General features: G+C 67.1%; 22 protein-coding genes and 1 pseudogene. 15 read left to right on the top strand and 8 right to left on the bottom strand.

Features of this window, described 5'->3' with window-relative positions; genetic code table 11:
• Positions 1–2 precede the first annotated feature (2 nt).
• The gene (locus H0B43_RS10685) at positions 3–698 is read right to left on the bottom strand and encodes a 3'-5' exonuclease (RefSeq protein ID WP_185727927.1); all 696 of its coding nucleotides are present in this window, start codon (positions 696–698) and stop codon (positions 3–5) included.
• A 305-nt stretch (positions 699–1,003) separates the two neighbouring features.
• Here H0B43_RS10685 and H0B43_RS10680 point away from each other — a divergent pair, with 305 nt between their 5' ends.
• Entirely contained in the window at positions 1,004–2,134 is a 1,131-nt protein-coding gene (locus tag H0B43_RS10680) for a magnesium and cobalt transport protein CorA (protein WP_185727929.1), read from the top strand.
• A gap of 43 nt (positions 2,135–2,177) precedes the next feature.
• Here H0B43_RS10680 and H0B43_RS10675 read toward each other — a convergent pair whose 3' ends face one another.
• Positions 2,178–2,870, bottom strand: coding sequence for a hypothetical protein (locus tag H0B43_RS10675; protein ID WP_185727931.1), 693 nt, complete (start codon positions 2,868–2,870; stop codon positions 2,178–2,180).
• Positions 2,871–2,922: 52 nt separating this feature from the next.
• Between H0B43_RS10675 and H0B43_RS10670 the strand changes: the two genes are divergently transcribed.
• The 11 genes from H0B43_RS10670 (at position 2,923) to H0B43_RS10620 (ending at position 14,309) form a co-directional block, all read left to right on the top strand.
• On the top strand, positions 2,923–3,966 hold the full coding sequence (locus tag H0B43_RS10670; protein WP_185727932.1) for an ATP-dependent DNA ligase: 1,044 nt from the start codon (positions 2,923–2,925) through the stop codon (positions 3,964–3,966).
• A complete protein-coding gene (locus tag H0B43_RS10665; protein ID WP_185727934.1) occupies positions 3,967–4,995 on the top strand; it encodes a DNA polymerase domain-containing protein in 1,029 nt (342 codons plus the stop codon).
• Positions 4,996–5,048: 53 nt separating this feature from the next.
• Positions 5,049–5,564: a DUF6764 family protein gene (locus tag H0B43_RS10660; RefSeq protein ID WP_185727935.1), complete on the top strand. Its 516-nt coding sequence runs from the start codon at positions 5,049–5,051 to the stop codon at positions 5,562–5,564.
• Between the two features lie 93 nt (positions 5,565–5,657).
• Complete coding sequence (locus H0B43_RS10655) at positions 5,658–6,863, top strand: serine hydrolase domain-containing protein (RefSeq protein ID WP_185727937.1); 1,206 nt, start codon at positions 5,658–5,660, stop codon at positions 6,861–6,863.
• A gap of 18 nt (positions 6,864–6,881) precedes the next feature.
• Positions 6,882–7,103, top strand: coding sequence for a dodecin (locus H0B43_RS10650; RefSeq protein WP_073362425.1), 222 nt, complete (start codon positions 6,882–6,884; stop codon positions 7,101–7,103).
• Positions 7,104–7,195: 92 nt separating this feature from the next.
• Positions 7,196–8,875 carry an FAD-dependent oxidoreductase gene (locus tag H0B43_RS10645; protein ID WP_185727939.1) on the top strand — a complete coding sequence of 560 codons (1,680 nt, stop codon included), beginning with the start codon at positions 7,196–7,198 and terminating at the stop codon, positions 8,873–8,875.
• Between the two features lie 169 nt (positions 8,876–9,044).
• Positions 9,045–9,965: an Ig-like domain-containing protein gene (locus tag H0B43_RS10640; protein ID WP_185727940.1), complete on the top strand. Its 921-nt coding sequence runs from the start codon at positions 9,045–9,047 to the stop codon at positions 9,963–9,965.
• 75 nt (positions 9,966–10,040) lie between these two features.
• Entirely contained in the window at positions 10,041–10,994 is a 954-nt protein-coding gene (locus H0B43_RS10635; RefSeq protein ID WP_397517517.1) for a carbohydrate ABC transporter permease, read from the top strand.
• A 41-nt stretch (positions 10,995–11,035) separates the two neighbouring features.
• Positions 11,036–11,890, top strand: coding sequence for a carbohydrate ABC transporter permease (locus H0B43_RS10630; RefSeq protein ID WP_397517518.1), 855 nt, complete (start codon positions 11,036–11,038; stop codon positions 11,888–11,890).
• A gap of 17 nt (positions 11,891–11,907) precedes the next feature.
• A complete protein-coding gene (locus H0B43_RS10625; protein ID WP_185727941.1) occupies positions 11,908–13,227 on the top strand; it encodes an ABC transporter substrate-binding protein in 1,320 nt (439 codons plus the stop codon).
• A 17-nt stretch (positions 13,228–13,244) separates the two neighbouring features.
• Positions 13,245–14,309 carry an ABC transporter ATP-binding protein gene (locus H0B43_RS10620; RefSeq protein WP_185727943.1) on the top strand — a complete coding sequence of 355 codons (1,065 nt, stop codon included), beginning with the start codon at positions 13,245–13,247 and terminating at the stop codon, positions 14,307–14,309.
• Positions 14,310–14,314: 5 nt separating this feature from the next.
• Here H0B43_RS10620 and H0B43_RS10615 read toward each other — a convergent pair whose 3' ends face one another.
• The 3 genes and pseudogenes from H0B43_RS10615 to H0B43_RS10610 all read right to left on the bottom strand — a co-directional run bounded on the left by H0B43_RS10615 (position 14,315) and on the right by H0B43_RS10610 (position 17,390).
• Positions 14,315–16,264 carry a M13 family metallopeptidase gene (locus tag H0B43_RS10615; protein WP_185727944.1) on the bottom strand — a complete coding sequence of 650 codons (1,950 nt, stop codon included), beginning with the start codon at positions 16,262–16,264 and terminating at the stop codon, positions 14,315–14,317.
• Between the two features lie 182 nt (positions 16,265–16,446).
• Positions 16,447–16,608: pseudogene (locus H0B43_RS41430) on the bottom strand (protocatechuate dioxygenase); the annotation flags it as partial.
• A gap of 17 nt (positions 16,609–16,625) precedes the next feature.
• Positions 16,626–17,390: a pirin-like bicupin family protein gene (locus H0B43_RS10610; protein ID WP_185727945.1), complete on the bottom strand. Its 765-nt coding sequence runs from the start codon at positions 17,388–17,390 to the stop codon at positions 16,626–16,628.
• Between the two features lie 342 nt (positions 17,391–17,732).
• On the opposite strand from H0B43_RS10610, the gene H0B43_RS10605 reads away from it, so the two are divergent.
• Positions 17,733–17,912 (top strand): hypothetical protein, encoded by a 180-nt coding sequence (locus H0B43_RS10605; RefSeq protein WP_185727946.1) that lies wholly within the window; start codon positions 17,733–17,735, stop codon positions 17,910–17,912.
• A 65-nt stretch (positions 17,913–17,977) separates the two neighbouring features.
• On the opposite strand, the gene couM is transcribed toward H0B43_RS10605, so the two are convergent.
• Genes couM through couN form a run of 3 tightly spaced genes read right to left on the bottom strand, consistent with a single transcriptional unit; the run spans position 17,978 to position 20,279 of the window.
• Positions 17,978–18,451 (bottom strand): p-hydroxycinnamoyl-CoA hydratase, encoded by a 474-nt coding sequence (gene couM, locus H0B43_RS10600; RefSeq protein ID WP_185727947.1) that lies wholly within the window; start codon positions 18,449–18,451, stop codon positions 17,978–17,980.
• A 29-nt stretch (positions 18,452–18,480) separates the two neighbouring features.
• Positions 18,481–19,371 carry a 4-hydroxyphenyl-beta-ketoacyl-CoA hydrolase gene (gene couO / locus H0B43_RS10595; protein WP_185727948.1) on the bottom strand — a complete coding sequence of 297 codons (891 nt, stop codon included), beginning with the start codon at positions 19,369–19,371 and terminating at the stop codon, positions 18,481–18,483.
• Positions 19,368–20,279: a 4-hydroxyphenyl-beta-hydroxyacyl-CoA dehydrogenase gene (couN, locus tag H0B43_RS10590; RefSeq protein WP_185727950.1), complete on the bottom strand. Its 912-nt coding sequence runs from the start codon at positions 20,277–20,279 to the stop codon at positions 19,368–19,370. Before couN ends, couO begins: the two co-directional genes overlap by 4 nt.
• A gap of 115 nt (positions 20,280–20,394) precedes the next feature.
• On the opposite strand from couN, the gene couR reads away from it, so the two are divergent.
• Positions 20,395–20,844 carry a MarR family transcriptional repressor CouR gene (gene couR / locus H0B43_RS10585; protein WP_185727952.1) on the top strand — a complete coding sequence of 150 codons (450 nt, stop codon included), beginning with the start codon at positions 20,395–20,397 and terminating at the stop codon, positions 20,842–20,844.
• A 56-nt stretch (positions 20,845–20,900) separates the two neighbouring features.
• Positions 20,901–21,479 (top strand): DJ-1/PfpI family protein, encoded by a 579-nt coding sequence (locus H0B43_RS10580; protein WP_185727953.1) that lies wholly within the window; start codon positions 20,901–20,903, stop codon positions 21,477–21,479.
• The last annotated feature ends 4 nt before the right edge of the window (positions 21,480–21,483 follow it).

Genomic DNA, 21,483 nt, shown 5'->3' with positions numbered 1-21,483 from the left:
GGTCAGGCGATCCGGAACTGTGTGAGACCGCGGATGGGCCACTCACCGTTGACATCCGACGCGTCCCGGCCCTGCCGGAGGAGGTAGTCGGCGAAGTCGCGCTGGCGTTCGGCATGCCAGTCGGTCTGGTGGGTCATGATGTCGAGGGCCCGCAGATTCGGGTACTCCTGCGCGAGGGTCCGGGCGAGGTGCGCGGCGGCGACCGCGTCGGCCTCCGCCTCGTGGGCGTCCTCCAGCGCGATGCCGTAGTGCTTGCACACCGCGCCCAGGGTGCGCCTGCCCTTGCGGTACCGGTCCATCTCGCGGTCGATGACGTACGGGTCGACGACGACGCCGGTCAGGAGTTCGGGACGTCCGAGGCGCAGGCCCTCGGTGTGCATGACGGTCAGGTCGTACGACGCGTTGAACGCGACGACGGCGAAGTCCCGGGTCCAGGCGTCGTACAGGGCGTCGCGGATCTCCCCGTACCCGGTGGCGTAGTCCTGGCCGTGGGTCCGGGCGTACTCCGTGGAGATGCCGTGCACGGCCGACGCGCCGTCCGGGATCGCGACCTCCGGATCGAGCAGCCAGGTTCGCGACTCGAAGTGGTGGGCGTCGACGAGGGCGATGCACGCGGAGACGATGCGGGCATCGGTGGGGTCGGGCCCCGTCGTCTCGAGATCGAACGCGCAGATCGGTTTGTCCGACCAGCTTGTCATCAGGGGCCTCTCGGTGGTGATTCGGTGCCGGCCCAGTATCTGCCGCCGGACGCGCCGGATCCGGGACCGACACGGCAGATATTCCAGGTTGTCGCGGCCGGTCGCCGGGGGTATCGTGTCCTGCGGTCTGCAGTTCGCCCACGTCGTGAGCTGCCTTTTCGAGAGAGCAAGGAGGTGTGGCATCCGATGAGAAGCCGACCCCCGAGTACCAACTGAAACCGTTCCACCGGTAGGGGCACGGTTTCACGGTCCGTGTTCCTCAGCGCAGTTCCGCGCTGCCCACTTTTCCTCGAAAGCTCCGTGCCATGCCTCAGCTGCGCCCGATCCGTTCCCTCCTGCCCAGCCGTTCCGCCGGTCTGTCCGACGCCGCCGCCGGTCATGCGGCCCCGCGCCGTCCCCTCGAGCCGACACCGGCCGAGGAGACCGTCGTCAACAGCGCCGTATACCGCGACGGCAGGAAGACCGCCACACCCGCCACGCTGTCGGAGGCCCTCGGGAATCTGCCGGACTCGTCGTCGATGGCATGGATCGGGATGTACCGGCCGAACGACGCCCAGTTGTACGCGGCAGCAAGGCAATTCGATCTGCACGAGCTGGCCGTCGAGGACGCGATCGTCGCCCATCAGCGGCCCAAACTCGAGCGGTACGGCAAGACGCTGTTCGTGGTCCTGCGCGCCGCGCGGTACTGCGACGAGACCGAGCGCGTCGAATTCGGTGAGCTGCACGTCTTCTGCGGTCCGACGTTCGTGCTCACCGTCCGGCACAGTGAATCTCCCGACCTGTCGGCGGTCCGCAGGCGGATGGAGAGCAATCCGGATCTGCTCCGGCTCGGACCCGAGGCCGTCCTCTACGCCATCCTCGACGCTGTGGTCGACGGGTACGCGCCGGTGATCGCCGGTCTGCAGAACGACATCGACGAGATCGAGACCGAGGTGTTCAGCGGAGCGCCGGGCGTGTCGCGGCGCATCTACGAACTCACCCGCGAGGTCATCGAATTCCAGAGGGCCACAAGGCCGCTGCTCGGGATGCTGCGGGGGTTGTCGGACGGATTCGAGAAGTACAACACCGACGAGGAACTGCAGCGTTACCTGCGTGACGTCACCGACCACGCGACCGTGGTGGTGGAGCGGGCCGATGGTTTCCGGCAGCTGCTCGGGAACATCCTCACCGTCAACGCCACCCTGGTGTCGCAGGAGCAGAACGAGGAGATGCGCAACCTGACGCAGGCCAGCTACGCCCAGAACGAGGAGATCAAGAAGGTGTCGGCGTGGGCGGCGATCCTCTTCGCGCCCACCCTGATCGGGACCGTCTACGGCATGAACTTCGACCACATGCCCGAACTGCACTGGGCGGGTGGGTATCCGTTCGCCCTGTCGCTGATGATGCTCACCTGCGCCGGGCTGTACACGATCTTCAAACGCCGGGGCTGGCTGTGAGCCCGGCCGGCTGCGGACCAGTCGGCAGCCGGCCGGCGCCCGGTCAGAGTTCGTCGACGCAGACGACGAACTTGCGCTCGGGGTACTCGTATCCGTTGGACGACGTGCCGCACGAGTCCACGGACGTGGCGCCCTGCACGATCTCCGTCACCTTCACGCCGTCGACCGCCTTGGTGTCGGTGCACTCGATGCGCGCGGGATCCTCGCCGCCGACATCCATGCATCCGCCGATGATCCAGTCCACGTCGAGGCAGATCGCGCCCTGCTCGACACCGCCGAGGGTCTCGTAGTAGTACGAGTCGGCGTCGCTGATGCACTGGCTGTTCTTCGGGGCCTTGGCGATCACCTTGTAGTTCGAGTCGGCGCTGCCGCACACCGCCTTGTCGATCTCGGCGTCGGTGACGGTGCCGCCGAGCTTCACGCACTCACCGATCTCGACCTCGAAGTCGACGTCGCCGCCGGCGTCCTCGCCCTCCTGGCCGTCGATCACGGTGGTCGAATGGCTGGACGAGGTGGCCGCGGAGGCACCCGACTCCGGCACCGCGGTGGGCGTGGTGTCCGAACCGCACCCCGCGATCAGAACTACCGTCGCCGACACCGCGACGACTGCGGTACACACCCGCCGAACTAACCCTGTCATGTCTGACCCCTCCGTCGGGTGACGTCCCGCCACCCGTTCCTCTGAGATGACCGTTGCCACCTCGACCGTGTCCACCGCAATTGCCGTGTCGCGCATAATTTGATTACATCGCTGTCCGATTTGCCAATCGTGGTGACAGTATGGACGGGTGGATCTCCCCGTGATGCCTCCGTTGCAGCCGATGCTCGCGAAGGCTGCGTCGTCCCTTCCGGTGCAACCGGACTCCGGGCTCGCTTGGTCGTACGAACCGAAATGGGACGGTTTCCGCACCCTCGTGTTCCGTGACGGCGACGAGGTGGTGCTCGGCTCGCGGGGCGGAAAAGATCTGGCCAGGTACTTTCCCGAACTCGTGCGGGCGGTGCGAGAGGAGCTGCCGGAACGGTGCGTGGTCGACGGCGAACTCGTCGTCCCCCGCGACATCGACGGCCGCACCCGACTCGACTGGGAGTCGTTGTCGGAGCGCATCCATCCGGCGGAGAGCCGCGTCACCATGCTCTCGGAGAAGACGCCGGCCCAGTTCGTCGCGTTCGACCTGCTCGCCCTCGGCGACCGCGACTTCAGCCGGGAGGACTTCTCCGTCCGGCGCGCGCAACTCGTCGAGACCGTCGGTGGCGGACCGAGCTGCCACGTCACCGCGGCCACCGAGTCCAGCGAGGTCGCCACGCAATGGTTCGAGGCGTTCGAGGGAGCCGGCCTCGACGGGGTGGTGGCCAAGAAGCTGGTGGGTCCGTACCTGCCGAACAAGCGGGAGATGGTGAAGGTGAAGCACGCCCGCACCGCCGACTGCGTCGTCATCGGATACCGACCGCACAAGAGCCAGCCGGGGATCGGGTCGATGCTGCTCGGACTGTACGACGGCGACCAGATGGCGATGGTCGGTGGCGCGTCGGCGTTCACGGCGGCGCGGCGGATCGAACTGCTCGCCGAACTCGACGAACTGCGCGTCGGCGAGGACGTCGTCGCCGACGGCGCGCCGACGCGGTGGCAGTCGGGCAACGACCGCACCTGGGTGCCGCTGCGCCCCGAACGGGTGGTCGAGGTGGCGTACGACCAGATGGAGGGCGCGCGATTCCGGCACGCCGCGCGGTTTCTGCGCTGGCGTCCGGACCGGACGCCCGAAGAATGCACGTATCAGCAATTGGAGGTCCCGGTGCGATACGACCTTGCCGACGTTCTGGCCGGAGGTTCCTAGATGGCGAGTCCCGCCGAAGAACTCGACGTCGACGGCGTCGCCGTGCGGCTGTCGAGTCCCGACAAGATCTACTACCCGAAACTCGGCGCCGAGGGCGGCACGAAACGGCACCTGGTGGAGTACTACCGCACGGTGGCACTGAACGGTGCGCTGCTCGGCGCCCTGGTCGACCGGCCGACGCACCTGCAACGGTTCCCGGACGGCGTCGAGGGGGAGGAGATCTACCAGAAACGGGTGCCCGCGAAGCGTCCCGACCACGTCGAGTCGTGTGAGGTCACGTTCCCGTCCGGCCGCACGGCCGACGTGCTCCGCGTGCGCAGCGCCGCGAACATCGTGTGGGCGGCGAACCTCGGCAGCATCACGTTCCACCCGTGGGCCGTCCGGTGTCCCGACGTCGATCACCCGGACGAACTGCGCATCGACCTGGACCCGCAGCCCGGCACCGGATTCGACGACGCCCGCGCGGTCGCGTTGGACGTGCTCCGGCCGCTGCTGGACGAACTGGGCCTCGTCGGCTACCCCAAGACGTCGGGCGGCCGCGGTCTGCACGTGTACCTCCACATCGAGCCGCGCTGGGACTTCATCGAGGTGCGGCGCGCCGGCATCGCGCTGGCCCGGGAGATCGAGCGGCGCAGCGGCGACCGGGCCACCACGTCGTGGTGGAAGGAGGAACGCGGCGAACGCATCTTCCTCGATTTCAACCAGAACGCGCGCGACAAGACCATCGCGTCCGCCTATTCGGCCCGCAAGACCCCGATCGCGACCGTGTCGACGCCCGTCACCTGGGACGAACTCGTCGACGTCGAGCCCGACGACTTCACCATCGCGACCGTGCCCGCCCTGCTCGAGAAGCGCGGCGACCCCATGGCGACCATGGGTGACGTGGCGCAATCTCTGGACGTGCTGCTGGAGATGGCCGAACGCGACACCGCGAACGGCCTGGGCGATCTCCCGTACCCGCCCAATTACCCGAAAATGCCGGGGGAACCCAAGCGGGTACAACCGAGTCGGGACCGAGACCGCAAATAGCCGGCGCTCACGTAGGCTCGGGACGGTCGGGTCGGGAACAATGTGAGGTCGCCATGGAACACACGACGGTCGGTACTACCGGACTCGTCCTCGGGGTCGTCGCGACGGCTCTCGGGACCCTGATGCTCGCGCCGGCCACCGCGTCGGCCGCCTCCCTCTCCTGCGTGTCCCCGCCGGGCCGGGGCCACACCACGGTCGTCGATCGCACCGCGTGCGGGGCCAACGCCGACCCGAGCAGCAATTCGGCGGCGTTCGGCACCGACGGTGTCGGTTTCGCCGACGCGGCGTATGCGGGAACGGCGCTCGGCGCCGGACTGGGCGGTGGTGTCGGAGCGGCCGAGTCGCGCCGAGGTGTCGTGGCCGCGATCGCGGTCGGGCCCGACAGCGTGGCGATCGGGACGGTCGACACTGCCGGTCCCGCCCTGGTCCTGAGCGGTCCGGGAGGGCAGGCGCTCGTCGCCGATCCGGCCAAGGGCGTCGTGTGCGCCGCGGGGCCGTCTCTGGCCATCAATTTCCTTGCAGGTCAAGCATGTATCAGCGACGGCACAACTGTGTGGCGGCTTCCCTGAACACCACCCCGGTCCGCGTCGTATGGTGACGGTAGTCACAATGGGTTGACGCAACTGCCGTAGGACATACGGCAGCGAGATCGGAGGTGGTCGATGTCGACCAGCGTTCGAGTTCCCCGGCCTCCGTCCGTGCCACGGACGGAGCTGCACGTCGATCCCCGGTTCCTGCCGCTCGCCGACCAGTTCTTCGCGATGTACCGGCAGCCTCAGCACGGCGGCGGGGCCCTCACCGTCTACCTCCGGGGCGAGAAGGTCCTCGACATCTGGGCGGGCTGGGCCGACCGCGACCGCCGGTGGGACCGCGACACGATGGCCCTGTCGTTCTCGACGGGAAAAGGCGTGGCCAGTACTGTCGTACACCGGCTCGCGGAGCGCCGCCTGATCGACTACGACGCACCGATTGCGCGCTATTGGCCCGAGTTCGGCGCGGCGGGCAAGGACGACATCACCGTCCGCGAACTCCTCACGCACCGCGCCGGGCTGCACAAGGTGCGGGGGCTGATGCGGAGCCCGCTCGACCTCCTCGACTACGACGCCGTCGTGCAGGCGCTCGCGGCCACCCCGGCGGATCCGCGCCGCCTGCGCGGTCCCGGCTATCACGCCGTCACCTATGGGTGGCTGGTGGCCGAACTGATCGCCCGCGTCACCGGGAAGCCGTTCGTCCAGGTGGTACAGGACGAAATCGCCGGACCGCTCGGCGTCGACGACTTCTGGTACCAGGTACCCGGCCGGCACCGTCCGCGGATCGCGAAACTGTTCCCGCACATCAACCCGGCCGGACTCAACTGGGAACTCACGTCGAACGTGCTGTCGCTCGTCGGGCCCACCCGCGGACTCGCCGAGGCGGCGATGCCGCAGGGTTTCGACGTACTGGTCCGCAACCCCGCGGTGCACGACGCGGTGATGCCCGGCTGGAACGGCGTGTTCAGCGCACGGGCCCTCGCCCGCATGTACGGGGCCATCGCCAACGGTGGCAGACTCGACGGCCGCCGGTTCCTGCGCACGTCCACCATCGCGCAGATGTCGCAGGTGCAGACCCACGACCGCGATTACGTTCTCGGTATCCGGCCGCGGTGGTCGCTCGGCTACCACCGGCCGATCTTCATGACGCGGGAACAACCTGCGAACGCGATCGGGCACTACGGCGTCGGCGGGTCCGGCGCCTATGCCGACCTCGAGAGCGGACTGGCGCTGGGTTTCGTCACCAACCGGCTCGGCAGTTCGTTCACGGCGCTCGGTGATCTTCGTCTGGCCCGGCTCGGTGTCGAGGCGCAGTCGATCGTCCGGAACGACAAGTAACCACGAAAGGAATCCCTGATGAGTGATCACGTGTACCGGGTCGTCGAGGTCGTCGGTTCGTCGAGCGACAGCACCGACGCGGCCATCAAGAACGCCATCGCGCGGACCAACGAGACCGTGCGCAACGTCGAATGGTTCGAGGTGGTCGAGACGCGGGGCCACGTCGAGAACGGCGCCGTCGCGCACTACCAGGTCACGCTGAAGGTCGGATTCCGGGTGGAGCCGGGCGACGCCGTCTGACCGTCCGCGGGTTCTCGCGCAAGAGTGGAACACGTTATAGTCTGGTGTCACATTTCGACGTTTGACTGCGCGTACTCGGGTAGGGGAGAACTGTGGCTTATGTGATCACGCAGCCGTGCTGCAACGACGCGTCGTGCGTCGATGTGTGTCCGGTCAACTGCATCCATCCCACACCGGACGAGAAACCGTTCGCGACCACGGAAATGCTGTACATCGACCCGGACACCTGCATCGACTGCGGTGCCTGTGTCGAGGAATGCCCGGTGGAGGCGATCTACGCGGAGAACGACCTCGACGAGGTCGACGAGCCGTATCTCGACATCAACGCGCAGTACTACACCAAACACCCCATCGGCCCCGACTGGCCGGAGCCGCTCAAGCTCCCGCAGATCGATGCGGCGCTCGGCACCCTGCACGTCGCGGTGGTGGGGTCCGGTCCGGCCGCCTGTTACGCCGCGATGGAACTGACCGCGAAACCGCGGGTGGAGGTCGACATCTTCGACCGCCTGCCCACCCCGTACGGGCTGGTGCGTGCCGGTGTCGCGCCGGACCACCCGGGGACCAAGGGGGTCACCGACCAATTCCGCTCGGTCGTCGGTAAACGCACGGTGCACTGCCACTTCAACGTGGAAGTGGGCCGGGACGTGAGCCACGAGGACCTGCTCGCGCACCACCACGCCGTGATCTACGCGGTCGGTGCGGCCGGCGACCGTGCGCTGGGCATACCCGGCGAGGATCTCGTCGGCAGCCACGCTGCCACCGAGTTCGTCGCCTGGTACAACGGCCATCCCGACTACGCAGACCGCACGTTCGACCTGTCGGGGGAGCGGGCCGTCATCGTCGGCAACGGCAACGTGGCCCTCGACGTGGCCCGCATCCTCGTCACCGACCCGGACGTCCTGGCCACGACGGATCTCGCGGACCACGCCCTCGAGGCCCTGCGGGCCAGCAACATCCGCGAAGTCGTGATCCTGGGCCGTCGGGGACCGGCCCAGGCCGCCTACACCAACCCCGAACTCCTGGCGCTCGGGCGCATGCCGAACGTGGACATCGTCGTCGACCCGGACGAAGCGGTCCTCGACCCCGCGAGTCGCGCGTTCATCGACGGCGACGAGTCGGAGCCGTGGCAGCGCCACAAGGTACGCCAGGTCGAGGACTTCGCCCGGCGCACCGCCGATCCGACGAAGAAGCGGATCGTGCTGCGCTTCCTGACGTCGCCGGTCGAGATCCTCGGCACCGACACCGTCGAATCGGTGCGCATCGCACGGAACGAGATGGTCGCGGACGCGTCCGGCACACTCAGCGCCAAACCCTCCGACGACACCACGACTCTCGACACCGGCCTGGTGCTGCGGTCGATCGGCTATCGCGGTCAGCCGGTGGCTGGTCTCCCGTTCGACGACCGGCGGGGCGTGATCCCCAACGAGAACGGGCGGGTCACCGACCCGGAGACCGGCACGCCGGTGCCCGGCGTGTACGTGGCCGGCTGGATCAAGCGCGGGCCCACGGGCGTGATCGGCACCAACAAGTACTGCTCCGCGGAAACGGTCAGGATGCTGATCGACGACTTCTCCGCCGGTCGGCTCGACGCGCCCGCCGACCGTGAGGGGCTGGACCGGCTGATCGCCGAGCGCGCCCCGGACGCCGTCGACTACCAGGGCTGGCAGCGGATCGACAAGACCGAGCGGGCCGGGGGCAGGGCCGCCGGCCGCACCCGCGCCAAATTGATCACCATCGAGAGCATGCTGGCGGCCGCCCGGGCCGAGACCTGATCGTGAGCACTTCTTGACCACGCGGTGACACCCAGGTCGCGCAGGCCGCGGAGCGGCAACGATTGCGGGCAAATTGCTCGTGGCCGGATGATGTGTGTTAATGGCAGTGCGCGAGTGATAGGTCCGTCGGGGACGCGCGTTGTACACGTCGTCGAACGAGAGTGGTCATATGGGCAAGTCAGGAATCGGTTTTTCCAGGAACAAGCACTGGTCTTCGCGCGTCGCTGTCGCACTGACCGGCGCTGTCGTGTCGGGAACGGCGCTGGTAGGGGCCGCACAGGCCGCACCGCTGTTTCCCGGTGGACCCGAGATCCCGGCCATTCCCGCGCTGCCCGGTCTCCCCGGCGCGCCGCAACTGCCGCTTCCGGAACCGGCTCCCGCGCCGGCCAACTTCTCGGCTCCGTCCCTCAACCCGGGTGCGGGCGAGGTCGTGGGTGTCGCGCAGCCGGTGATCATCCGGTTCAACGAGGCGATCGGCGACCGCGCCGCCGCCGAGCGCGCCATCAAGGTCACCACCAGCCAGCCGGTCGAGGGTGGCTTCTACTGGATCAACGACAGCCAGGTGCGGTGGAAGCCCACCGAGTTCTGGCCCGCGAACACCGAGGTCACGGTGGATGCCGGCGATTCGCACTCCACGTTCACCATCGGTGACGCCTTCGTGGCGACCGCGGACGACAACACCAAGCAGATCACTGTCACCCGCAACGGCGAGGTGGTCAAGACGATGCCGACGTCGATGGGCAAGACCGATCACGAGACCCCCAACGGCACGTACATCATCGGCGACAAGTTCCGGGACATGTACATGGATTCCTCCACGTACGGGGTGCCGGTCGACTCCGCGGAGGGCTACCGCACGTACGTCGAGTACGCCACCCGCATGTCGTACAGCGGCATCTTCGTCCACGCGGCACCCTGGTCGGTGAACGCGCAGGGCAACACGGACACCAGTCACGGCTGCCTCAACGTGAGCACCGAGGACGCCAAGTGGTTCTACGAGAACTCGAAGAAGGGCGACGCCGTGGTCGTGCAGAACACCGCGGGCGGCACGCTGAGCGGCTCCGACGGTCTCGGCGACTGGAACCGCTGACCCCGATCCGACCGCGTTTTCCCGTAGCCCGCACAGTTCAATGTGCGGGCTACGGCAATTTACCGGCTATTCGTTATCACTCGTCAGACTGCCGCAGTGAGATCGAGTCCGGAACGAACCCTGCCGTCGCCGGGTAAGCAGGGATTCCTCGGGCGTCCGTGGCGGGACCACGCGCTGTTCGTGGCGCTGGTGGGCCCCAATCTGGTTCTGCTCGTTCTGTTCACCTACCGCCCGCTGGTCGACAACATCCGGCTGTCGTTCTTCGACTGGAACATCGCCGACCCCGTCGCCACGTTCATCGGCTGGGGCAACTACCGCGAGTGGTGGAGTCGTCCCGACACCTGGCAGATCGTCGGGAACACCGTCGTGTTCACCGTCGCCACGGTGGCGGGGTCGATGGTCGCAGGTCTCGCGCTCGCCCTGCTTCTGGATCGTAAGCTGCACGGCCGCAACCTTGTTCGCTCGGCGATCTTCGCGCCGTTCGTCATCTCGGGCGCCGCGATCGGGGTGGCTTTCCAATTCGTGTTCGATCCCCGGTTCGGGCTGATCCAGGACCTGCTGCGCCGTGTGGGGATCGACTCCGTTCCCGACTTCTATCAGGATCCGCGCTGGGCGCTGTTCATGGTGACGGTCACCTACATGTGGAAGAATCTCGGCTACACGTTCGTGATCTACCTTGCGGCACTGCAGGGTACGCGACGTGAGCTGACGGAGGCCGCGGAGATCGACGGAGCGAGCACGTGGACGATGTTCCGCCGGGTCGTGCTCCCGCAGTTGCGTCCCACCACCTACTTCCTCTCGATCACGGTGATGCTGGGCTCCCTCCAGGTGTTCGACATCATCAACGTGATGACCCGCGGTGGTCCGCTGGGCACCGGCACCACCACCATGGTCTACCAGGTCTACAACGAGTCGTTCCGCAACTTCCGCGCCGGTTACGGCGCCACGGTCGCCACGATCATGTTTCTCGTCCTGTTCGGAATCACCGTCTATCAGGTGCGGATCATGGATCGGGGTGACGGCCGGTGACTGTGGACACCGTGCGCGATCAGCGCGACGAGGTTGCGCCGGTGACGGCAGACCCCGCTCGCGACCACCGGCGGCGGGAAGTGCTCGTCACGACCCTCGGGTACGCCGCGATGGTGGCGGTGCTGGTGATGGTGGCCCTGCCGCTGTACTGGATCGTGATGACGTCGTTCAAGGATCGCCCCGACGTGTACACGCTCCCGGTCACGTGGTGGCCCGCGACCTTTCATCCCGAGAACTACTCGGAGGCCACCACGTCGGTGCCGTTCTGGACGTTCCTGCGCAACTCGGTGATCATCACCGGGGTGCTCGCCGTCGTGAAGTTCGCGCTCGGCGTCCTCAGCGCGTACGGACTGGTGTTCCTGCGGTTCCCGGGTAAGAACCTCGTGTTCCTCGGCATCATCGCGGCGTTGATGGTGCCGAACCAGATCACGGTCATCTCCAACTACGCCCTCGTCGCCGAATGGGGTTGGCGGAACACATTTCACGGCATCATCGTTCCACTGGCGGGGGTCGCGTTCGGAACGTTCCTGATGCGCAACCACTTCCTGTCGATACCCACCGAGATCATCGAGGCCGCCCGGATGGACGGCGCCGGCCACGTCCGGTTGCTGTGGCGGGTGGTCCTGCCGGTGTCCGGACCCACGATGGTGGCGTTCGCGATCATCACCGTCGTCACCGAGTGGAACGAATACCTGTGGCCGTTCCTGATGGCCGACGACGCGTCCGTGGCGCCGTTGCCGATCGGGCTGACCCAGCTCCAGAACAACGACGGGCTCACCAACTGGGGTCCGGTGATGGCGGGGACGGTGCTCACGATGCTGCCGATCCTCGTGGTTTTCCTTGTGCTGCAACGGCACATGATCAAAGGCCTCACATCGGGTGCGGTCAAGGGATAGCGGACACGAGGAGAGACATGAATCGGATGAATCGTCGGGGATTCCTCGGGCTGGCCGGCGTGGTCGCGGCCGGCGCCGCGCTGACGGCATGTGCGGGATCCGGGTCGGGTTCGTCGGCGGCCTCCGGTGCGGCCGGCGACGCGAACACCATCACGTTCTGGTCCAACCACCCCGGTAAGTCCCAGGACGTCGAGCGCGAGCTGATCGACCGGTTCCAGGCAAAGTACCCCGACCTCACGGTGAATCTCGTCGACGGCGGCAAGAACTACGAGGAGGTGTCGCAGAAGTTCAACGCGGCACTGTCGGGCGGCGAACTCCCCGACGTCGTCGTCCTGTCGGACGTCTGGTGGTTCAACTACGCCCTGACCGGTGCCATCGAGCCGCTCGACGGACTGTTCGGGGAGGTCGGTGTCGACTCCGCCGACTACGTCGACTCGCTGCTCGCCGACTACCTGTTCGAGGGCAAGCACTACGCGCTCCCGTACGCCCGGTCGACGCCGCTGTTCTACTACAACAAGCAGGTGTGGTCGCAGGCGGGCCTGCCCGACCGCGGTCCCGCCACCTGGCAGGAATTCGACGAGTGGGGTCCCGAACTGCAGCGGGTGATGGGCAATGGCAAGCTGGCCCACGGCTGGGGCGACGCCAAGAACTATCTTGGCTGGACGTTCGAGGGACCGGTGTGGACGTTCGGCGGTGCCTACTCCGACCAGTGGGATCTGAAGTTCGGCGACGAGAAGACGCTCGCCGCGGGGACGTTCCTGAAGGACATGATCCATACGAAGAAGTACGCGGCCGTGTCCAGCGACATCGCCAACGAGTTCGGTGCCGGCATCCTCGCGTCGACCATCGCTTCCACCGGGGACCTGTCCGGGATCACCAAGTCCGCCACCTTCGACTTCGGCACCGCCTTCCTGCCGGCTTCGGGCGCGCCGGGCTGTCCGACCGGCGGCGCCGGCCTCGCGATTCCGTCGCGGATCTCCGACGAACGGAAGACGAACGCCCTGAAGTTCATCGACTTCGTGACGAACGGCGAGAACACCGCGTATTTCTCGCAGAACGTCGGGTACATGCCGGTCCGCAAATCCGCCGTCGAGGATCCCGGTATGAAGGCGTACCTCGACGCGAATCCCAACGCGCGCACCGCCGTCGACCAGCTCGTGAAGACCCGGTCGCAGGACTACGCCCGGGTGTTCGTGCCCGGCGGCGACCAGATCATCGGCACCGGACTCGAACAGATCGCCCTTCGGAACGCAGACGTGGCGGCGACGTTCGCCGGCGTCGGGACGCAACTGCAGCAGATCATCGACCGCCAGATCACACCCAAGCTGCCCCAGTAGGAGGAGAAGGAACTTTCATGGCCAACGTGCAGTTCGCGGGTGTCACCCACCGCTATCCGGGAGCCGATCGACCAGCGGTCGATCGGCTGGACCTCGACATCGCGGACGGCGAGTTCCTCGTCCTCGTCGGTCCGTCGGGGTGCGGCAAGTCGACCAGCCTGCGGATGCTGGCCGGCCTCGAGGCCGTCGAGGCAGGGCGGATCGAGATCGGCGGCAGCGACGTCACCGCGTTGCCGCCCCGGGCCCGCGACGTGGCCATGGTGTTCCAGAGTTACGCGCTGTATCCGAACATGACCGTGGCCGACAACATGGGGTTCGCGCTCCGCAACGCCGGCGTCGGAAAGGTCGAACGCACCGAGCGGGTGCTGGCGGCGGCGCGGATGCTCGAGCTCGAACCCCTGCTCGATCGTAAACCGGCCAAACTGTCCGGCGGGCAGCGCCAGCGGGTGGCGATGGGCCGGGCAATCGTGCGCCATCCCAAGGTGTTCTGCATGGACGAACCGCTGAGCAACCTCGACGCCAGGCTGCGGGTGAGCACCCGTTCGCAGATCGCGGGGCTGCAGCGCAGGCTCGGTACGACCACCGTGTACGTCACGCACGACCAGGTGGAGGCCATGACGATGGGCGACCGGGTGGCGGTCATGCAGGGTGGGCGACTCCAGCAGGTCGCCCGCCCGCGTGAGCTGTACGACAACCCCGTCAACACGTTCGTCGCCGGGTTCATCGGCTCACCCGGCATGAACCTCATGGACACCCCGATCCGGGACGGCGCCGCGGAATTGGGTGATCTGCGTATTCCCGTGCCGCGCTCCGCGATCGGGGACGAGTCGGTGATCGTCGGCGTGCGTCCGGAGTCGTGGACGCTGGTGGGGTCGTGGCGGAAGGACTCCTACACGGTGGAGACCGACCTGCTCGAGGAACTCGGCGCGGAGTCGTTCGTGTACGCGTCCGGGACGTCGGGGAAGGTGGTGGTGCGGGTGGACCGCGCCCGCACCGTCGCCGCGGGGGAGAGGGTGCACCTGCAGCCGAAGCCGGGTGAGGTGTACTTCTTCTCCGCGGCGGCGGGAAACCGCCTGCGGTAGCAGGACTACCAGATCTTCACGCGCTCCTCCGGGTCGAGGTACAGCGCGTCACCGGGCCGGACGTCGAACGCCTCGTGGAACGTGTCGAGGTTGCGGACCACGCCGTTGCACCGGAACTCGGGCGGCGAGTGCGGGTCTACGGCGAGGCGGCGGAGCGCCTCCGCGTCCCGGGCCTTGGTGCGCCACACCTGAGCCCAACCGAAGAACACCCGCTGGAGACCGGTGAGACCGTCGAGGATTTCCGGTTCGGACCCGTCCGTGGCGATCCGGTACGCCGCGATGGCGATGGACAGGCCGCCGAGGTCGCCGATGTTCTCGCCGATGGTGAATTCGCCGTTCACGGTGTGACCGGGCAGTGCTTTCGGCTCGAACGCGTTGTACTGCTCGATCAGTGCCTTCGTGCGCTTGCCGAACTCGGTGCGGTCGTCGTCGGTCCACCAGTCGATCATGTTGCCGTCGCCGTCGTACTTCGCGCCCTGATCGTCGAATCCGTGCCCGATCTCGTGGCCGATGACGGCACCGATGCCCCCGTAGTTGGCGGCGTCGTCGGCCGCGGCGTCGAAGAACGGCGGCTGCAGAATGGCTGCGGGAAAGACGATTTCGTTCATGCCCGGGTTGTAGTAGGCGTTGACCGTCTGCGGTGTCATGAACCACTCGTCGCGGTCCACGGGCCCACCGAGCTTCGCGAGGTCGCGGTCGTACTCGGCGGCGTACCCGCTGCGGTAGTTGCCGACCAGGTCGTCGCGGGAGATGGTGACGGCCGAGTAGTCGCGCCACTTGTCGGGGTACCCGATCTTCGGCGTGAACTTCTCGAGCTTGCGCAGCGCGGCCTGCCGGGTCTCGGGGCTCATCCAGTCGAGGTCGGAGATGTTGCGCCGGTATGCCTCCTGCAGGTTCGCGACGAGTTCCTGCATGCGGGCCTTCGCGTCCGCCGGGAAGTGCCGCTCGACGTACAGCTTGCCGACAGCCTCGCCCAGCAGGTCCTGCACCAGGGACACGCCGCGCTTCCAGCGATCACGGATCTCTTCGGCGCCGGTCAGCGTCTTCCCGTAGAAGGCGAAGTTCTCGTCGACCAGGGCCTGCGTGAGGTACGGGGCCCGGGACCGGATGATGTTCCAGGTGGCCCACGCCTTCCAGTCGTCGAACGCTTCGGACGTCCACAGCCCGGCGAGGGTGGTGAGGAAGTCGGGCTGACGGACCACGAGTTCGGCGAACTGCTCCGGCGTGCCGCCGAGCGCGGCGATCCACGCGGACCAGTCGAATCCGGCGGGCAACTGGTCGAGGGTGAGCAGGTTGTAGCTCAGCTCCGCGTCGCGACGCTTGACGACGTCCCAGTGACCCGCTGCGATCTTCGTTTCCAGGTCGAACACCCGCTGCGCGTCGTAGTCGACGCCGGCAAGGGCGAACATCTTCGCGATGTGCGCCACGTACGCCGTGCGGATCTCCGCATGATCGTCCTGGCGGTAGTACGACTCGTCGGGCAGGCCGATCCCCGACTGACTGAAGTGGACGAGGTACCGCTCCGAGTTCTTCGCATCGGTGTCGACGTAGCCGCCGACGGCCCCGCCGACCCCGGTGCGCTGCAGCCGGCCGAGTACGGCGGCGAGCGCGGAGAGGTCGGTGGCCGACGCCACGTCGGAGAGTTCGCCGGCGATCGGGGCGAGCCCCGCGGCTTCGACGACGTCCGCGTCCATGAAGCTGCCGTACAGGTCGCCGATGCGCTGCGCGTCGGTGCCCGGCGCCGCGCCGGAGCCCGCCGCCTCCTCGATGATGGTCCGGACGTCGACCTCGGCCTTGTCGTACAGCGTGCGGAACGCGCCGTCGATCGCCCGGTCCGCGGGAATCTCGTAGTCGTCGATCCACTTGCCGTTCACGTGAACGAACAGGTCGTCCTGGGCGCGGGTGTCGCTGTCGAGGTGGGTGAGGTCGATGCCGGAGCGCTGAGCCGTGGTCATGCGTTCCATCCTTACACCGTTCCTCGGGGAGCGGTCCACCACTGCGCTCAGGGCGAAACCGCGTTCGGGCCGAAAAGGGGATCGGGGATCGATCAGACGTCGATGCCGAGATTGATCGCCGCGAGGTAGCGGTCCGACTGCTTGACGACGGTCAGCAGGCCTGCGTCGTCGTAGATGCTGTCGGTGGCATTGGTCACGTGCTGGGTGGTGAGCACCGTTTTCTTCCCCGGCCGGTCCTCGCGGATGTGGCTGCGGATGGAGTCGACGTCGAACCAATACGGCCCCTGCGTCTCCTCGACGGCCGTGACGCACCGCGGGGCCTGGTCGCACAGTGCCGTCAGGCTGTGAAGTCGCTGGGAACTTACCCGCCGATGCGGGCGTGCATCTCCCAGACGAGGACCTCCGCGCCGGAGTGGGACGAGATCTGCTGGCCACCGGAGGCGCTCAGCCGCACAGCGTCGCCCTCGTACACGGTGCCGACACCTTCCATCTCCGCGGTGCCCTGGGCGACGAAGACGTGGAGGTAAGGAGCCTCGGGAAGCGTGACCGGCGAGCCGGGGAAGACGCGCGCGACGTGCAGGGCCGCGTGCTTGTTGTTGATCCGAATCGCCGAATTGTCCTTGTATTCGGGCATTCCGGACGCGACGGGAACCAGGCCGCCCTTGAGGATCTCGTCCTCGATCTCGAGTTGTTCGTAACTCGGTGTGAGACCGGCTTCGTCGGGTACCACCCACATCTGGACGAAGTGCACCGGCTCGTGGTGCTGCTCACCGCTCAGGCGCCAACTGTCGTTCTTCTCGGAATGCATGATGCCCTTGCCTGCGCTCATGCGTTGCGCAAGGCCGGGATAGATGATGCCGGAGTGGCCGATCGAGTCCTGGTGGACGAGCGAGCCCCGCAGCACCCAGGTGACGATCTCCATGTCCTTGTGCGGGTGCGTCTCGAACCCCTGACCCGGGAGCACGGTGTCGTCGTTGTTCACGAGGAGCAGTCCGTGGTGCGTGTTGTCGGGGTCGTAGTGCTGGCCGAAGGAGAACGAGTGCTTCGAATCCAACCAGGAAATCTTCGTTTTCAGCCGATCGCCGGCGCGGTGAACATAAACGTGAGGTGTGGTGACTGCTGGCATATCGGTCCTCCTTCGGGTGGTACCGGTCCAGAGTACGAGGTGACGGCTGCATGTACTCGCAAGACGGTGTCGATTGTGCATCGAAATCATCGCCTGCCCGATGCGGTGGAGGATCCGCCTCGACGGTGAAAAGAGGTTGCGCAGTGTGGCATTGGCGCGCCGAATGGCTGTAAGACTCTGTTCGGCACGGGGTTTCGGCGGCGCCGAAAATTGCCTGGAGACGAGCGTCCAGTTCGGCCCGCCCCGAATGCCCGCTTCGACCGAACCCGCGGCGTACAGTTCGAATTGTGCGTTACGGAAGTCGCAGGATTCCGGCACGTCACACAGAGCGGAAGGAGCGTGATGAAGGCGAATTCGGATCGACACGATCAGCACCTCCCCGAGCACCAGCGGATCGCAGATCTCGTCGACGACATGGAAGACCGTCTGGCGGCCGAACGCGAGGCGAAGGGGATCGCGGGCAACGCGTCCGAGCGTGAGCAGGTGGAACAGGTCGAGCCCGAGGATCAGGCTCCCGAGTAGTGCGCCTCCGGCACCTGTGAGTACTTGTCAACCGCGGGGGCGATCGACAAGTACTCACAGGTGGGTTACTCGAAGAAGCGGTAGACGGCCTCGACGACTACCGCGGGTCGTTCGCTGCCCTCGAGTTCGATCTGCCCGGCGACGGTCACCTGGACGCCGCCCTTGGGCAGCTGTTCGACGGACTGCAGCGTCGCGTTGAGCCGGACGCGTCCCTCGGCGGGCACCGGGTTGGTGAACCGGACCTTGTTCAGCCCGTAGTTGACGGCCATGGTCACACTGTCGACGGTCAGGATCTCGTCCCACATGGGGATGATCAGCGACAACGTGAGGTAGCCGTGCGCGATGGGCCCGCCGAACGGGCTCTCCGCCTTCGCTCGTTCGGGGTCGACGTGAATCCACTGGTGGTCGTCGGTGGCGTCGGCGAACGTGTCGATCCGCTGCTGGGGGATGTCGATCCACGAACTGGTGCCGAGCGGTTGCCCTTCGAGGGCGGTGAGGTCGGCGAGGGTGGCGACCCGGGTGGTGGTTGCGGTGGTCACGATGTCTCCTGGTGGTTCGGTGAGCCCGGTCAGTGCTTGATGCCGAGAACGCGCAACGCGTTCCGCTTGAAGATCAGGGGCGCGACCTCCGGTTTGATGTCGAGGTTCGCGAAGTCGGTCATCCAGCGGTCGACCTGGATGACGGGGAAGTCGGAGCCGAAGAGCACCTTGCCGCGGAGCATGCTGTTGGCGGCCTTGACCAGTTGCGGCGGGAAGTACTTGGGCGACCACCCGGACAGGTCGATGAAGACGTTGGCCTTGTGGGTGGCGATGGAGATCTGCGCGTCGACCCACGGCACCGCGGGGTGGGCCATGATCACGGTGAGGTCGGGGAAGTCGGCGGCGACGTCGTCGAGAAGCATCGGGTCGGAGTAGCGCAGTTTGATGCCGTGCCCGCCGGGCAGTCCGGCGCCGATCCCGGTCTGTCCGGTGTGGAACAGGGCGGGGACACCGGCCTCGGTGATGGCTTCGTAGAGCGGGTAGAAGCGGCGGTCGTTCGGTTCGAAGCCCTGCATGCTGGGGTGGAACTTGAACCCCTTGACGCCGTACTCGTCGACGAGGCGGTGCACGCGCCGCACGGCGGCCTTGCCCTGCCAGGGGTCGACGGACCCGAACGGGATGAGGACGTCGTTGTGGCGGGCGGCACCCTCGGCGATCTCCTCGACGGAGTTCGCGGCGTGGCCGGTGGCGGCGCCTGCGTCGACGGTGAACACGACAGCGGCCATGTTCCGGGCCCGGTAGTGGTCGGCGATGGTGTCGATGGTCGGCGTGCGTTCTTCGCCGGATTTGAAGTATTTCTCCGACGCGGCCATCAGTTCGTCGTCGAGGGACCGGTGCCCGCAGCCGTCGATCTCGACGTGGGTGTGGATGTCGATGGCGGCGATCTTGTCGAAGTCGATGCCGTACTCGTATCGGCTCATTTCGCCATCAGCTCCTCGGGGAACTCCTCGCCGACGGACTGCACGGAGTCGCCGAACGTGCGAGCCCACCGGTCGGCGATGTCGTCGGCCGACCAGCCGCCGTCGTGGTACTCGACCGCGGTCAGTTCGGGGTGCGTCCACAGCGCGAGGCGGTCGCCGCCGACGGCGAAGGCCTGCCCGGTGATGTCGGCCGCGTCATCGGACGCGAGGAACGAGATGATTCCGGCGGCGTCGTCGGGGGTGCCCATGCCCACCTCGCGGCGGATGATGCCGGGTAGCGGTTCGCCGCTCTTCATGCCCTCGATGTAGGGGGCCAGGAACGGGACGGTCTCGGTCATCGCGGTGGCGGCGACAGGGCAGACGGCGTTGGCGGTGATCCCGGCGCGCTGCAGTTCGAGCGCCCAGGTGCGGACCATGCCGACGATGCCCGATTTGGCACCGGAGTAGTTGGTCTGGCCGAAGTTGCCGCGCTGCCCGGCGGGGGAGCCGATGCAGATGATTCGACCGCCGCCGCCCTGCTCGCGGAAGCGCAGGACCGCTTCGCGCACGCAGGTGAACGTGCCGCGCAGGTGCACGCCGACGACCGCGTCGAAGTCGTCGTCGGTCATCTTCCACAGCACCTTGTCGCGGAGGATGCCGGCGTTGGTGACCATGATGTCGAGGTGGCCGAATGCCTCGACCGCGCCGGCGACCAACTTCTGGGCGGTGTCGGTGCTGCCGACCGCGGCGACGACGGCGACGGCGCGCCCGCCCGCGGCGGTGATCTCTGCGACGGCGGCGTCGGCGGTGGCCTGGTTGACGTCGTTGATCACGACCGCTGCGCCGTGTCGGGCCAGGTCCTGGGCGTAGGCGAGCCCGAGGCCCTGCCCGCTGCCGGTGACGACGGCGACTTTGTGGCTGAGGTCCATGTCGCGATTCTCCTAAGGTCGTGTTCGGTGAATCACACGTAATCATTGATGATTGAGAATGTCAATGATTAAGGTCTGCTACGCTACCGGCAATCATCGGAAAGGGGGTCGTCGCATGGCCGACTCGCAGGCGTTATCGGACGACATCGGGTTCCTGCTCTCGCGCGTCGGCGGGATGGTGCTGGGGTCGGTCAACAAGGCCCTCGTCCCCACTGGTCTGCGGGTGCGCTCCTATTCGGTCCTGGTCCTCGCGTGCGAACAGGCTGAGGGCGTCAACCAGCGCGGGGTGGCCGCCACGATGGGGCTCGACCCCAGCCAGATCGTGGGACTCGTCGACGAACTCGAGGAACGCGGACTCGTCGTCCGCACCCTGGACCCCTCGGATCGCCGCAACAAGCTGATCGCCGCCACCGACGAAGGGCGTCGGCTCCGCGACGACGCGAAGGCACGTGTCGACGCCGCGCACGGGCGCTATTTCGAGGGCATCCCCGAAGCCGTCGTCACGCAGATGCGAGACACGTTGCAGAGCATCGCCTTTCCCTCATCTGCGCTGCCGCACCCGTGAGTACTTGTTAACCGCGGCCGGTTAACAAGTACTCACGGGTGTGCTTGCATGGTGGAATGAAGCACATCGGGATCGTGTTGTTCGACGACGTCGAAGAACTGGATGTCGTCGGCCCGTGGGAGGTGCTGTCCGCGTGGACGCGCACGTACCCGGACGACGGATACGCCGTGTCCTGCCTGTCCGCGACGGGCGGAAGTGTGCGGTGCGCCAAGGGGCTCGTCCTGGGCGCTCATCATTCCTACGCCGACGCTCCGTCGCTGGAGGTGCTGATCCATCCCGGCGGTCGGGGCACGCGGCCACAACTTCTCGACCACGAACACCTCGACTGGGTGCGTCGGCAGCGCACCGACGTCCCGTTGATGGCCGGCGTCTGCACGGGTTCCCTGGTCTACGCGAAAGCCGGCCTGTTGAAAGACAGGCCGGCTACGACGCATTGGGCGTCACTGGCACTGCTGGCGGAGATCGATCCCAGCATCGACGTGCGGCCGGACGATCGGTTCGTCGACGACGGTGACGTGATCACCTCGGCCGGCGTGTCCGCGGGTATCGACATGGCGCTGCACCTCGTCGCCCGCTTCGCCGGAGCGGAGCGGGCGCGGGAGGTGCGTCGCTACATCCAGTACGAGCCGCAGTAGCTCG

It is taken from the genome of Rhodococcus sp. 4CII (assembly GCF_014256275.1).
Lineage (GTDB): Bacteria > Actinomycetota > Actinomycetes > Mycobacteriales > Mycobacteriaceae > Rhodococcus_F > Rhodococcus_F wratislaviensis_A.
This window is presented reverse-complemented; position numbering and strand designations above follow the sequence as displayed.

What these genes read in the sequence shown, in the direction of transcription:
- H0B43_RS10685 (WP_185727927.1), bottom strand. Translation starts at nt 698, where the DNA reads ATGACAAGCTGGTCGGACAAACCGATCTGCGCGTTCGATCTCGAGACG.
- H0B43_RS10680 (WP_185727929.1), top strand. Translation starts at nt 1,004, where the DNA reads ATGCCTCAGCTGCGCCCGATCCGTTCCCTCCTGCCCAGCCGTTCCGCC.
- H0B43_RS10675 (WP_185727931.1), bottom strand. Translation starts at nt 2,870, where the DNA reads ATGCGCGACACGGCAATTGCGGTGGACACGGTCGAGGTGGCAACGGTC.
- H0B43_RS10665 (WP_185727934.1), top strand. Translation starts at nt 3,967, where the DNA reads ATGGCGAGTCCCGCCGAAGAACTCGACGTCGACGGCGTCGCCGTGCGG.
- H0B43_RS10660 (WP_185727935.1), top strand. Translation starts at nt 5,049, where the DNA reads ATGGAACACACGACGGTCGGTACTACCGGACTCGTCCTCGGGGTCGTC.
- H0B43_RS10655 (WP_185727937.1), top strand. Translation starts at nt 5,658, where the DNA reads ATGTCGACCAGCGTTCGAGTTCCCCGGCCTCCGTCCGTGCCACGGACG.
- H0B43_RS10650 (WP_073362425.1), top strand. Translation starts at nt 6,882, where the DNA reads ATGAGTGATCACGTGTACCGGGTCGTCGAGGTCGTCGGTTCGTCGAGC.
- H0B43_RS10640 (WP_185727940.1), top strand. Translation starts at nt 9,045, where the DNA reads ATGGGCAAGTCAGGAATCGGTTTTTCCAGGAACAAGCACTGGTCTTCG.
- H0B43_RS10625 (WP_185727941.1), top strand. Translation starts at nt 11,908, where the DNA reads ATGAATCGGATGAATCGTCGGGGATTCCTCGGGCTGGCCGGCGTGGTC.
- H0B43_RS10620 (WP_185727943.1), top strand. Translation starts at nt 13,245, where the DNA reads ATGGCCAACGTGCAGTTCGCGGGTGTCACCCACCGCTATCCGGGAGCC.
- H0B43_RS10615 (WP_185727944.1), bottom strand. Translation starts at nt 16,264, where the DNA reads ATGACCACGGCTCAGCGCTCCGGCATCGACCTCACCCACCTCGACAGC.
- H0B43_RS10610 (WP_185727945.1), bottom strand. Translation starts at nt 17,390, where the DNA reads ATGCCAGCAGTCACCACACCTCACGTTTATGTTCACCGCGCCGGCGAT.
- H0B43_RS10605 (WP_185727946.1), top strand. Translation starts at nt 17,733, where the DNA reads ATGAAGGCGAATTCGGATCGACACGATCAGCACCTCCCCGAGCACCAG.
- couO (WP_185727948.1), bottom strand. Translation starts at nt 19,371, where the DNA reads ATGAGCCGATACGAGTACGGCATCGACTTCGACAAGATCGCCGCCATC.
- couN (WP_185727950.1), bottom strand. Translation starts at nt 20,279, where the DNA reads ATGGACCTCAGCCACAAAGTCGCCGTCGTCACCGGCAGCGGGCAGGGC.
- couR (WP_185727952.1), top strand. Translation starts at nt 20,395, where the DNA reads ATGGCCGACTCGCAGGCGTTATCGGACGACATCGGGTTCCTGCTCTCG.
- H0B43_RS10580 (WP_185727953.1), top strand. Translation starts at nt 20,901, where the DNA reads ATGAAGCACATCGGGATCGTGTTGTTCGACGACGTCGAAGAACTGGAT.